The organism is Mycobacterium sp. 852002-10029_SCH5224772, from assembly GCF_001667315.1.
Classification (GTDB): Bacteria; Actinomycetota; Actinomycetes; order Mycobacteriales; family Mycobacteriaceae; genus Mycobacterium.
On the sequence record NZ_LZHT01000015.1, the window covers coordinates 26,399 to 38,653 of the forward strand.

Here is a 12,255-nt window from a genome sequence, read left to right on the forward strand (position 1 = left end):
ATTCAGCTCTCCGTGCTTTGTGGTTCTGCAGCGGGTGCGGCCGGTGCGACGCTTGCAGCGCCCTCTTCGGCGCTGGCGGCCCGGCCGGCCTCGGTGCTGGTGGCCGTGGTGCCCGACGCGCCACTGCGGCGGGGGCGGGTACCCGACGGACGCTCGCGCCGCGAACGCTCGGCGCCCGCGGGCGCGGCGGCGGCCAATTCGCGCTTGCCGCCGACGATGTCGCCCTTGTAGATCCACACCTTCACGCCGATCCGGCCGAAGGTGGTCTTGGCCTCGTACAAGCCGTAGTCGATGTCGGCGCGCAGCGTGTGCAGCGGCACCCGGCCCTCACGGTAGAACTCCGAGCGGCTCATCTCGGCGCCGCCGAGACGGCCGGAGCACTGCACCCGGATGCCCTTGACGTTGGGCTGACGCATCGCCGACTGAATCGCCTTGCGCATCGCCCGGCGGAACGCCACCCGGTTACTGAGCTGCTCGGCGACGCCCTGGGCCACCAATTGCGCTTGCGACTCAGGGTTTCTGACCTCGAGGATGTTGAGCTGCACCTGCTTGCCCGTCAGCTTCTCCAGGTCGGCACGGATCCGGTCGGCCTCGGTGCCACGCCGACCGATGACGATGCCGGGACGCGCGGTGTGGATGTCCACCCGGACGCGGTCGCGGGTGCGCTCGATCTCCACGTCGGCGATCCCGGCACGCTCCAGGCCCGTCGACAGCAGTCGCCGGATCGCGACGTCTTCCTTGACGTAGTCCGAGTACTGCTTGTCGGCATACCAGCGCGACTTCCAGTCGGTCGTGATGCCCAGCCGGAAGCCGTGCGGATTGATCTTCTGGCCCACTAGTCTGAGCCTCCCTTCGCGTCAGAAGTCTCAGACGTCTTGGCTTCGGCTTTCGGTGCGGCCTTTTTCGCGGACGCTTTCGTGCCCGAACCGGCCGCGGCCTTCTTGGCGGGCGCCTTGGTGGCCGGCGCCTTCTTCGCGGCGGCCTTGCTGGCCTCGGCGCGACGGGTGCGGGTCGACTTCGCCGCCCGCTGGTCCTTCGGCGGCCGGCTCTCCACCACGACCGTGATGTGGCTGGTGCGCTTGCGGATCCGGAACGCGCGGCCCTGGGCGCGCGGACGGATCCGCTTGGCGGTCGGGCCCTCGTCGGCGTGGACGGTGGCAACTACCAGGGTCGCCGGGTCCAGTCCGTTGTTGTTCTGCGCGTTGGCCACTGCGCTGGCGATCACCTTGGCCACCGGCTCGCTGGCGGCCTGCGGCGCCCAGCGCAAGATGTCCAGCGCGTCGGCCACCGAGCGGCCGCGCACCAGGTCGATCACCCGGCGCGCCTTTCTCGGCGACACCCGCACGAAGCGTGCTTTGGCCACCGCCGAGGGAAATTCAGTCGTGGTCATCGCCGTTTGGCCTTCCGGTCGTCCTTGATGTGTCCCTTGAAGGTGCGGGTGGGCGCGAATTCACCAAGCTTGTGACCGACCATCGACTCGGTGACGAACACCGGGACGTGCTTGCGCCCGTCGTGCACGGCGAAGGTGTGGCCGATGAAGTCAGGAATGATCGTCGAACGGCGCGACCATGTCTTGATCACCTGTTTGGTGTTCTTCTCGTTCTGCGTGTCCACCTTCTTGAGCAGGTGGCCGTCGACGAACGGGCCCTTCTTCAGGCTGCGTGGCATCTGTTACTCCTCGACTTCCTAGCGACCGTGCTTCTTGCCGGTGCGCCGGCGTCGGACGATGAGCTTGTTACTGGCCTTGTTGGGATGGCGGGTGCGGCCCTCGGGCTTGCCCCACGGGCTCACCGGGTGGCGACCACCCGAGGTCTTACCCTCACCACCACCGTGCGGGTGGTCCACCGGGTTCATCACCACACCACGGACCGAAGGGCGCTTGCCCTTCCACCGCATGCGGCCGGCCTTGCCCCAGTTGATGTTCGCCTGCTCGGCGTTGCCCACCTCGCCGACCGTGGCGCGGCAGCGCACGTCGATGCGGCGGATCTCACCGCTGGGCATCCGCACCGACGCGTAGGTGCCCTCCTTGCCGAGCAACTGAATGCTCGACCCGGCCGACCGCGCCAGCTTCGCGCCACCGCCCGGCCGCAGTTCCACGGCGTGGATCACGGTACCGGCCGGGATGTTGCGCAACGGCAGGTTGTTGCCCGGCTTGATGTCCGCGTTCGGACCCGTCTCCACCACGTCGCCCTGCGAAAGCCCCTGCGGCGCAATGATGTAGCGCTTCTCGCCGTCCAGGAAGTGCAGCAACGCGATGTTGGCGGTCCGGTTCGGGTCGTATTCGATGTGCGCGACCTTGGCGTTGACGCCGTCTTTGTCGTTGCGACGGAAGTCGATCACCCGGTAGGCGCGCTTGTGGCCGCCACCCTTGTGGCGGGTGGTGATGCGGCCGTGGGCGTTACGCCCGCCGTGACCGTGCAGCGGACGCACCAACGACTTCTCCGGGGTGGAACGAGTGACCTCGGAGAAATCGGACACGCTTGCGCCGCGACGGCCGGGGCTCGTCGGCTTGTACTTACGAATTGCCATGTCTAATCAGGTCTTCCTCTCGCGGCGGCTAGGCCGGTGCCCCGAACAGATCGATCGGCTTGCTACCGGGCGCCAGCGTGACAATCGCCCGCTTGGTGCTCTTGCGCTTGCCGAATCCTGTTCTGGTGCGCTTCCGCTTACCCTGCCTGTTCGCGGTGTTCACCGATGCGACCTTGACGGAGAAGATCTTCTCGATAGCGATCTTGATCTGCGTCTTGTTCGAATCGGGGTGCACCACAAACGTGTACACGTTGTCATCGAGGAGCGAATAGGACTTCTCCGAGATGACCGGGGCCAAAATGATGTCGCGGGGATCAGTGACGGTCGCCATCAGGCCGAAACCTCCTCGGGAGCACCGGTGTTGGCGCTGATATAGGCGTTGAGGGCCTCCACGCTGAACACCACGTCGTCGGCGCGCAGCACGTCATACGTGTTGAGCTGGCCGGGTGTCAGGATGTGCACACCGGGCAGGTTGCGCACGCTCTTGGCGCCGGCTTCGTCGCTGCGCCCGATGACGACCAGCACCTGCTTGCGGTCGGTCAGCGTACCCAGGAACGCCTTGGCGTTCTTGGTGGACGGGGTCTGACCCGACACCAGCTCGGTGATCGCGTGGATGCGCCCGTTGCGCGCCCGGTCGGACAGTGCGCCGCGCAACGCCGCGGCGATCATCTTCTTGGGCGTGCGCTGGCTGTAGTCACGCGGCTTGGGGCCGTGCACGACGCCACCACCGGTGAACTGCGGCGCCCGCGTGGAACCCTGCCGGGCACGGCCGGTTCCCTTCTGCCGGTAGGGCTTGCGGCCACCGCCGCGGACGTCGCCGCGTGTCTTGGTCGAGTGCGTGCCCTGCCGCGCCGCCGCCCGCTGCGCGGTGACCACCTGGTGCATCAGCGCGATATTGGCCGGGGCGTCGAACAATTCGGCCGGCAACTCGATCGATCCGTCGACCTTGCCGGCCGGCGTCTTGACGTCGATCTTGAGCGTCTTGGAACCTTGTGCTGCCATCACTTCTCACCTCGTTTGACCGCGCTGCGGACCACCACGAGTCCACCGGTGCGGCCGGGGACTGCACCCTTGATCAGCAGCACGCCGTTCTCGGTATCGACCTTGTGCACCACCAGGTTCTGGACGGTCACGCGGTCGTTACCCATCCGGCCCGCCATCCGGGTGCCCTTGAACACCCGCGCGGGGGTGGCGCAACCACCGATGGAACCCGGGCGACGGTGCACGGCCTGGGCGCCGTGACTGGCGCCCTGACCACGGAAGCCGTGGCGCTTCATGGTGCCGGCGAAGCCCTTGCCCTTGGAGGTTCCGGTCACGTCGACGTAGCTGCCGTCGGTGAAGATCTCCGCGGTCAGCTCCTGGCCGACCTGGTATTCGGCGGCCGCGTCCGGGTTGTCCAGCCGCAACTCGGCCAGAAACCGGCGCGGGTTGACGCCCGCGGCCGCGTACTGACCGGTCACCGGCTTGTTGACCTTGCGCGGACTGATCTCTCCGTAGGCCAGCTGAACGGCGCTGTAACCGTCCTGCTCCGGCGTGCGGATGCGGGTCACCACGTTCGGCCCGGCCTTGACGACCGTCACCGGCACAATCTTGTTGTTCTCGTCGAATACCTGCGTCATGCCCAGCTTGGTACCGAGAATGCCCTTACGCGCCATTGCTCTGTAACTCCCTACTGGATGTTGACGTCGACACTGGCCGGAAGGTCGATGCGCATCAGCGCGTCGACGGTCTTCGGCGTCGGGTCGAGGATGTCGATCAGCCGCTTGTGCGTGCGCATCTCGAAGTGCTCCCGCGAGTCCTTGTACTTGTGCGGAGAGCGGATGACGCAATACACATTCTTCTCGGTCGGCAGCGGCACCGGCCCTACGACACTGGCACCAGTGCGGACGACGGTCTCGACGATCTTTCGCGCCGACGCGTCAATGGCCTCATGGTCGTAGGCCTTAAGCCTGATGCGGATCTTCTGTCCCGCCACGCTTTCTCCTACCCTCACTCCTGTTGAGGCCCTCAATCCGGGCCTGATATCCGTGTCCTCAGTGCCACCGGCGCGCCGATCGGGCCGGCCATTTGTTGGCCGATCGAGCGTTGCGCCGGATAGTGCGCCGCTGTTTACCTGTCGTGGTCCACCGGCCCCCGCGGTCGGGTGTGTCACCCTCACGCAGCCTCAGCGCGCCAATTTCGGGATCGAAATTGCGCTCTCAAAGGATGGGACCGGACGCGCCCGTTTGGACGCTGGTCGTATGCCCGACCAGGCGCGAACCCGGCTCAAGGCAACCTGAACAGTATGCCTTAGATCATGGCCCGAACAAAATTCGGGCCCGATCCCGGGCCCGATGCCCCCCACCCGCCCGGGGCCCGGTCACAAGGCGCGGCTAACGCGCAGGTCAGGGGGCTTGTGATGGCCGGTGCCGACACCAAGACTAGTGCCATGAGCACACCGACCGTTGATCCGGTAACAGCACAGGCCGTCAAGGTGTTCGCCGACCCCACCGCGTACGCCGACGAGCCGCGGCTGCATGCGGCGCTGACGCACCTGCGCGCGCACGCGCCGGTGTCGTTGGTCGATTGTCCGCCGTACCGGCCGTTCTGGGCGATCACCAAGCACGCCGACATCATGGACATCGAGCGTGAGAACATGCTCTTCACCAACTGGCCGCGACCGGTGTTGACGACCGCGGAAGGCGACGAGATGCAGGCCGCCGCCGGCGTTCGCACCCTGATTCACCTGGACGACCCGCAGCACCGGGTGGTGCGCGCGATCGGCGCCGACTGGTTTCGCCCCAAGGCGATGCGCGCGCTGAAGATCAGGGTCGACGAGCTGGCCAAGATCTACGTCGACAAGATGATGGCGGCCGGCGGCGAATGCGACTTCGTGCAGGAGGTCGCCGTGAACTACCCGCTCTACGTGATCTTGTCGCTGCTGGGCCTGCCTGAGTCGGACTTCCCGCGCATGCTCAAACTCACCCAGGAACTGTTCGGCGGCGACGACGAAGAGTTCAAGCGCGGCACCACGCCCGAGGAGCAGATGCAGATCCTGCTCGACTTCTTCGGCTACTTCAGCGGTCTCACCGCGGCGCGGCGGGCCGACCCCACCGACGATTTGGCGTCGGCGATCGCGAACGCGCGAGTGGACGGCGAGCCGCTGTCGGACATCGACACGGCCTCCTACTACGTGATCATCGCGACCGCCGGCCATGACACCACGAGCGCCACGATCGCCGGCGGCCTGCAGGCGCTGATCGAAAACCCCGACCAGCGTGCCCGGTTGACCGCCGAGCCCGCACTGATGCCGCTGGCGACCGAGGAGATGATCCGCTGGGTGACGCCGGTCAAAGAGTTCATGCGCACCGCGGTCGCGGACACCGTCATTCGCGGGGTGCCGATCGCCGAGGGTGAATCGGTCTACCTGTCCTACGTGTCGGCGAACCGCGACGAGGAGGTGTTCGAAGACCCGTTCCGGTTCGATGTCGGCCGAGACCCCAACAAGCACTTGGCCTTTGGCTACGGTGTGCACTTCTGCCTGGGGGCCGCGCTGGCCCGCATGGAAGTGAACAGCTTTTTCACCGAGCTGCTGCCCCGGCTGGAGTCCGTCGAGATCTCGGGGGAACCCGAACTGATCGCCACCACATTCGTGGGCGGTCTCAAGCACCTGCCGATTCGGTATTCGCTGCGCTAGCGCGGCTGGTTTGAACGTGTAAGAAGCCGTCGACCGCCGCCAGGGCGCATTCGCGGTAGTCGAAGTCGGGCAGGGTGGACAGGCGGCCCAGCACCAGGGGGCCGATCAGCATGGCGATCGCCCGCGATCGGTCCACCTCGCCAAGCTCGGCGGCCTCCTGGCTGTCGAAGATGACGTCGAACGGCTCCGCGTACTGCTGGGCGATGCGCTCGCGCAGGGTGGTGATCGCCGCGCTGTCGGCACTGACGCTGTGCCGGGGTTCGGGCAGGCCTTCCAGGTCGCGCCCCAGCGCCAGCCAGGACATGGCCGTCATCACGGTGGGCGCCTGGGCGACGGCTTCGGCCTGGGCCAGCACCACCGCGACCAGGCGGTCGCGCACCGAACCCTCGGCCGGCGGGGTCGGCGACACCGGTATCAGGCTGTTGAAAGCCGCTGCCAGCAAGTCGTTTCCGCTCGGGAAGTGGCGGTAGAGGGTTGCCCTGGCCACGTTGGCCGTGCGGGTGACCGCGTCGACCGTCACCGCACTGGGACCCCCGGCGCGCAGCAGCGTGACCGCGGCGTCCAGCAGCCTGGCCCGCGACCTGGCGGGGCGCGGATCGGTCGTCCCGGCGGTCATGGCGGCCACCTCCTGTTTGAAAACGAGACTATCGGTCTACCTACAAGACTATTGGTCTCGAAACTTCGCACGCCCCGAGGAGCGCACCCTATGGTTGAAACCCTGGTCCGGCCTGACCAGCGTACTGACGGGACCGGCATCGGCGACAGCTCGCGGGCACGAAAGTGGACGCTGGCCGTCGCCTGCACCGGTGTCGCCCTGGTCGTGGCGTCGATGACGGCCCTGAACACCGCGCTGGGCGATCTTGCGGTGGCCACGTCGGCCACCGCCTCGCAGCTGAACTGGATCGTCGACGGCTACACGGTAGCCCTGGCGTGCCTACTGTTACCCGCCGGAGCCCTCGGCGACCGCTACGGCCGGCGCGGCGCGCTGCTGACCGGACTGCTGGTGTTCTCGATCGGTTCGACGGCACCGGCGCTGTTGCACGATCCGTCCCAGATCATCGCGGGCCGGGCGGTGGCCGGGATCGGCGCCGCGTTCGTCATGCCCGCCACGCTGTCATTGCTGACGGTGGCCTACCGAAAAGAGGAACGCACCAAGGCCGTTGGGATCTGGGCCGGTACGGCCGGCTCGGGTGGGGTGATAGGCATGCTCGGTTCCGGCCTGCTGCTTCGTTTTTGGGACTGGCACGCGATCTTCTGGTCACTGGGTATCGCCGGGCTGGTGATTTTCGCACTGGCGTGCACCGTCGCACCGTCTCGCGACGCGGCCGCCCCCCGCGTGGACTTGCCGGGTGCGGTCCTGATCGGCGCGGCGGTCGCCATCGCCGTGGCGGCGATCCTGGAAGCGCCCGGGCGCGGGTGGAGCGACCCGCTGGTGTGGGGCGGGCTCGTCGCGGGCGCGGTGATCGCCGCGGTGTTCGGTGCCGTCCAGTTGCGCCTGGCATCGCGCGGCCGGGAGCCGCTGCTGGATGTCCGGTTGTTCGCCGACCCGAATTTCGCCACCGGGGTCGCCGCGATCGTCATCCTATTCGGCGCCACCTTCGGATTCTTCTACGTCGGCATGCAATACGTGCAGCAGATCATGGGCTACTCCCCGCTGGCGACGGCGATCGCCTTCGGACCGTTCATGGTGCCGCTGGGCATCTTCTCGGCCCTGTCGTTCTGGTATGTGCCCAGGCTGGGCCTGCGTCTGGTGTTGTTCGTCGGCACGCTGCTGATGGCGGTGGGATTCGGGTGCATGTCCGGACTGGACCTGCATTCGACGTATCTGGAATTCGCCTGGCCAACGCTGATACTCGCCACCGGGATCGGAATATGCACGGCGCCAACGACTTCAGCAATCATGAGCGCGGTTCCCGACGAAAAGCAGGGCGTCGCCTCAGCGGTGAACGACACGTCGCGCGAAATGGGCGGCGCGCTGGGCATCGCGGTGTCCGGCTCCATCCTGGCCGGCCGCTATTCGCACGAGCTCGCACCGCGGCTGGCGGACTTTCCCGCGCCGATCCGCGATCAAGCCACCGACTCGCTGGCGAAGGCGGTCGAGGTCGCCGGCCGGCTCGGGCCCGAGGGTCAGCGGCTTGCCGACATGAGCAAGAGCGCATTCCTGGCATCCCTGCACGCCTCCACCATCACGATGGCCGCGATCGTTGCCGGCGCCGCCGTGGCGATCGGCGTGTGGGCGCCCGGTCGCGACGGTCGCCAACTACGCCCGGTACGGCGGCTGCTGGCCGGCCGCCGTCACTGAACGAATTGCGCGGCCCGGTGCCCGATCATCACGATCGTGGCGTGCGGCCCGCGGCTGGTGATCGCGGGCAGGATCGAGCCGTCGATCACCCACAGGTTGTCGACGCCGTAGACCCGGCACCGGGGGTCGATGACGGCCCCCGGGTCGCCGTCGGCGCCCATCGGCGCGGTACCACACAGATGTTGCGACGTGGACCAGACGGCCGACGCGGAATCGATTGTGCCACCGCCTAATTCGCGGGCCAATTCGCTGCCCCGGCGCAGGGCCGCGACGTCGTCGGGCTCGGTGTCGTAGCGGTGCTCGATGCGCGGCGCCACGTCGGGATCGGCCGAGACCAGCGTGAGGCGCCCGCGCGCGCGTGGTTGCATGAGCGCCACCCCGATGTGCGGCCAGTCGGCGTGCCCGGCGGTACCGTCGCCGGTCATCGCCACGAATCCGCCGGTGTACGGCCTGATCTCGAGGCCGTCGGCCGTGCTGAGCACCACCTCGAGCACCGGCCGCCCCGGGGCCACCACCCAGTCGGTGGGCAGGACCCACTCGGCGTGATCGCTGAACGATGCCCCCACCGGCAGTGCGGCGACCACCGGGACGCCGGCGGCGCCCAACATGCCCGCTTCGCCGATGCCCGAAAGCATGAGGAGATGTGCCGTCTCAATGGCTCCCCCGCACAGCACGATTCGGTCGGCGGTGAAGGTGGTGTGGCCGTGCGGTCCGACCGCGTCCACCCCCACCGCGGCGGTCCCGGCGAACCGCAATCGCGCCACGCGGGTCTGCGCGTGCAGGCGCAGGTTCGGCCGGCTCAGCGCCGGGATCAGATGCGCAGCGCCGGGCCCCCTGCGCACACCGTCGACGATATTGAGCGGTACGGCGCCTATCCCCGAAACCGGCTTCGCCGCTGCGTCGTTGAGGTCGGCGATCCAGTCGAACCCGGCGCGCTCCGCGGCGGCGATGAAACGCTGTGTGGTTCCGGTCATTTCGCGGGTGCGGCGTACGAGAATGGGCCCGGCGTCGCCGTGGGCGGGACCGTCGAAGTCCAGGTCGGTCTCGATGGCGCGGAAGCTGTCCAGCACGTCGGCCCATCCCCAGCCCGGTAGGGCGATGCGATCGAAATCGCGGGGCAACCCGCGGCAGAAATAGCCGCCGTTGATCGCTCCCGACCCGCCGACGGTTGCGCCGCGCACGAGGGGATGCCGGCGGGCGGGTTCTTCGGTGAGGCGGGTCTGATAACGCCGGACCAGCGGACTGCCGGCGCCGATCGGCAGCTGCAGCCCGTTGGCGGTCTGCGCGAGCAGGCCCGGATCATCGAGCGACGGGCCGGCCTCGAGAACGGTCACCGTGCGGCCGGGATCGGCGGAAAGACGTTCCGCGACAACAGATCCGGCACTGCCGGCGCCGACGATCAGCACGTCGCTGTGCGAGACGGCTGCGGTCAAGGCGGTGGCTAACTCCGGATCTGGGGTTTCAGGGCGCGCACATTGCGCTCCCGCAGCACACCCCACCACAACCCGAGGCCGTACGCCAGGTCGTCGACGCGCTTGAGCACCAGATAGGTCGGCAGTCCGATCGGTTCGACATCGTCACCGATGGCGTCGCGGCGGCGAAGCCAGTCGACCACGCCGTCCATGACGGCAGCGACCACCACCACCCGCCGGAAATGGCGCGACATGGTCGCGGCCACCAACGCCAGCGGCCAATAGTGCCGGCACAGGGCCGACGCCAGCTGCAGCGCCGCCGACCACAGGCCGCGGCCCGCGATCGCCGCGACATCGGTCATCGACGTCTCGGCGCTGCGCATCGCCCGCGCGATGCGCCGGCCCGTCAGGACAGCCAGCAGGATGGACGCCAGCCGCGACAGCGTGGACCCGAATGCCATCAGAATCCACGTCATCAGCGCCCAGCCGGAGATCACCACCGGCGCGGTCTTGTCCGGGTGGCGCACCGACAGCGGAGCCGCCGAGCCGCCGTAAAACGCTTTGCGCGCAAGCCAATCCCGTAGTTCGGTGCGGTGGTCGTGGGCGACCAGCGCGATCGGCTCGTAACGCAGCCGGGCACCCGACTCGATCAGCCGCCAGCACAGGTCGACGTCCTCGCCGGACTGCAAGGTCTCGTCGAACCCGCCGACCTCCCGGATGGCCGAGCACCGGCAGATGATCGCCGCGCTGGGGACGTAGGACACCGTGCTGTGGGGCAACACCGGCGCTTCGCGTTCACCGAGGTCGAGCGAGGAGTGCACCGCCTCGTAGCGCGCCACCACGTTCTCGCTGTGCGACAGGCCGACGATGCGCGGCGCGACCAGGCCAACGGTGGGATCGCAGAAGTGACCGAGCAGGGCTTCCAGCCAGCCCCGGCGCGGCGCGACGTCGGAATCCAGGAACGCGACGAAGTCCGTCCGGCAGGCCGCCAGCCCGCTGTTGCGGGCGGCCCCCGGGCCCTTGCTGCGATGGTGGCGCAACACCTCGATGTCGCAGTGCGCGCCCACGAAGTCCTGCGGCTCGACCGGGTGGAACGAGCCGTCGTCGACCACGACGACGCGCAGGCCGCGCAGCGCGCTCACCAGGCGCCGCACGCCAGAAAGGTTGTTCCGCACCGGAATCACCACGGTGACGTCGTGGTGCGACGGGCCGCCCGCCGGCCGGGGATGGGCCACCGTGGCGTCCAGCAGGGTGCGGGCGAGCTGGGCGCTGACGTCGTCGCGCACCTTCAGCCGGCCGTCGCAGAGCATGTCCTGTGCGGCCGGGGCCAGCTTGAGCAGCCGGGTCGGCGAACCGCCGAGCAGGGCCGAGCCGTCGCCGAGGACCCGCACGCGGCGATCGACCTGGACGGCGAACCCGTCGGGCAGCCGGGGCGCCGGCGCGGTCATGCCAGCATCCCGTCGGGGCCGGGCCCCCACCGGGCGATGCGGCGGACGCACCCGTCGACCATCTCGGTGAAGATGCGCTCGCCCTCGGCGGCGGTGGCGGTGGTCGGGTCGCCCAGCACACCGAGGGGGCTGACCGCCGCGACTCCGCCGCGGCGCATCGACCCGAGCAACTCCGGCAAGGGGGCGGTGTTGCCGGCGAGCCATCGGTCGGTACGAACGTCGGCCGGCGAGATATGCAGCAACACCGATGTTTCGGTATGACCGGCGTGGGCGTCAGCGCCGGCGGCAACACAGGGGCACCATCCGGCGTCGCGGCCCTCGGCGCGCAGTCTGGCCACCGCCGCATTCAGCGCGGGGACGTTGCCGCCGTGGCCGTTGACGAAGACGAGGCGCCGGGCCCACGCGGCCGCCGACCTGCCGTACTCGACCAGCAGCAGCGTCAGCGCCTCGGTACCGAGCGAGATCGTCCCCGCGAAACTCTGGTGCTCGCCGCTCGCGCCGTAGGCGATGGCCGGCGCCACCAGCCACCCGTCGCCGAGGCGGGCCCGAACCCCGCCGGCGACCGCCGCGGCGATCCGGGTGTCGGTATCCAGCGGCAGGTGCGGCCCGTGTTGCTCGGTCGACCCCAGTGGAACCATGACCGACGGCGACATCCCGGACAGCTGGCTCGACGTCGCTGCTCCTAATTCGCCGGGTACGGGCACTCGGTGATGGTAGGACGAATTCACCTGGCGTGCACCAATTCTTGAAGCTTGAATAAAAGTTTTTTTCCGCGCCGTTCATCGGGCATTCGAATCGTCGGCTCGTTCGTCACGGGTACCCCGCCCGTACCACCATTTCCGAGCCCGTCAAATAAATCCGACAAAGCCGCCCTGGATAGCCCGGCTT

General features: G+C 68.5%; 14 protein-coding genes. 2 read left to right on the plus strand and 12 right to left on the minus strand.

The features are described 5' to 3' along the window. Positions 1-2: 2 nt before the first annotated feature. Genes rpsC through rpsJ form a run of 8 tightly spaced genes read right to left on the minus strand, consistent with a single transcriptional unit; the run spans position 3 to position 4,504 of the window. Entirely contained in the window at positions 3-836 is an 834-nt protein-coding gene (gene rpsC / locus A5775_RS04820) for a 30S ribosomal protein S3 (RefSeq protein ID WP_067248399.1), read from the minus strand. Then, a complete protein-coding gene (gene rplV / locus A5775_RS04825; protein WP_067248402.1) occupies positions 836-1,390 on the minus strand; it encodes a 50S ribosomal protein L22 in 555 nt (184 codons plus the stop codon). Before rplV ends, rpsC begins: the two co-directional genes overlap by 1 nt. Beyond that, on the minus strand, positions 1,387-1,668 hold the full coding sequence (gene rpsS / locus A5775_RS04830) for a 30S ribosomal protein S19 (protein ID WP_008260806.1): 282 nt from the start codon (positions 1,666-1,668) through the stop codon (positions 1,387-1,389). The genes rplV and rpsS overlap by 4 nt, the downstream gene beginning before the upstream one ends. Before the next feature lie 18 nt (positions 1,669-1,686). After that, positions 1,687-2,529 carry a 50S ribosomal protein L2 gene (rplB, locus tag A5775_RS04835; protein WP_067248406.1) on the minus strand — a complete coding sequence of 281 codons (843 nt, stop codon included), beginning with the start codon at positions 2,527-2,529 and terminating at the stop codon, positions 1,687-1,689. Between the two features lie 28 nt (positions 2,530-2,557). Continuing rightward, on the minus strand, positions 2,558-2,860 hold the full coding sequence (gene rplW / locus A5775_RS04840; protein ID WP_003873516.1) for a 50S ribosomal protein L23: 303 nt from the start codon (positions 2,858-2,860) through the stop codon (positions 2,558-2,560). After that, on the minus strand, positions 2,860-3,531 hold the full coding sequence (gene rplD / locus A5775_RS04845) for a 50S ribosomal protein L4 (protein WP_067248409.1): 672 nt from the start codon (positions 3,529-3,531) through the stop codon (positions 2,860-2,862). Before rplD ends, rplW begins: the two co-directional genes overlap by 1 nt. Then, a complete protein-coding gene (gene rplC, locus A5775_RS04850; protein WP_067248413.1) occupies positions 3,531-4,184 on the minus strand; it encodes a 50S ribosomal protein L3 in 654 nt (217 codons plus the stop codon). The genes rplD and rplC overlap by 1 nt, the downstream gene beginning before the upstream one ends. Positions 4,185-4,198: 14 nt before the next feature. After that, a complete protein-coding gene (gene rpsJ / locus A5775_RS04855) occupies positions 4,199-4,504 on the minus strand; it encodes a 30S ribosomal protein S10 (protein WP_003873519.1) in 306 nt (101 codons plus the stop codon). Between the two features lie 453 nt (positions 4,505-4,957). Here rpsJ and A5775_RS04860 point away from each other — a divergent pair, with 453 nt between their 5' ends. Then, positions 4,958-6,205 (plus strand): cytochrome P450, encoded by a 1,248-nt coding sequence (locus A5775_RS04860; RefSeq protein WP_067248965.1) that lies wholly within the window; start codon positions 4,958-4,960, stop codon positions 6,203-6,205. Here A5775_RS04860 and A5775_RS04865 read toward each other — a convergent pair. Continuing rightward, positions 6,171-6,821 carry a TetR/AcrR family transcriptional regulator gene (locus A5775_RS04865; RefSeq protein WP_067248962.1) on the minus strand — a complete coding sequence of 217 codons (651 nt, stop codon included), beginning with the start codon at positions 6,819-6,821 and terminating at the stop codon, positions 6,171-6,173. The genes A5775_RS04860 and A5775_RS04865 overlap by 35 nt on opposite strands. Positions 6,822-6,911: 90 nt before the next feature. Here A5775_RS04865 and A5775_RS04870 point away from each other — a divergent pair, with 90 nt between their 5' ends. Next, the gene (locus A5775_RS04870; protein ID WP_067248415.1) at positions 6,912-8,507 is read left to right on the plus strand and encodes an MFS transporter; all 1,596 of its coding nucleotides are present in this window, start codon (positions 6,912-6,914) and stop codon (positions 8,505-8,507) included. Here the strand turns inward: A5775_RS04870 and mftG are convergent. From mftG to mftE, 3 genes are read right to left on the minus strand one after another with little or no spacing between them, the layout of a single operon-like run. After that, entirely contained in the window at positions 8,501-9,940 is a 1,440-nt protein-coding gene (mftG, locus tag A5775_RS04875; protein ID WP_067248418.1) for a mycofactocin system GMC family oxidoreductase MftG, read from the minus strand. The two genes, A5775_RS04870 and mftG, sit on opposite strands and share 7 nt — an antisense overlap. Before the next feature lie 8 nt (positions 9,941-9,948). After that, positions 9,949-11,367, minus strand: a complete 1,419-nt coding sequence (mftF, locus tag A5775_RS04880) for a mycofactocin biosynthesis glycosyltransferase MftF (protein ID WP_067248421.1) — start codon at positions 11,365-11,367, stop codon at positions 9,949-9,951. Then, positions 11,364-12,095 carry a mycofactocin biosynthesis peptidyl-dipeptidase MftE gene (gene mftE, locus A5775_RS04885; protein WP_067248425.1) on the minus strand — a complete coding sequence of 244 codons (732 nt, stop codon included), beginning with the start codon at positions 12,093-12,095 and terminating at the stop codon, positions 11,364-11,366. The genes mftF and mftE overlap by 4 nt, the downstream gene beginning before the upstream one ends. Between the last annotated feature and the right edge of the window lie 160 nt (positions 12,096-12,255).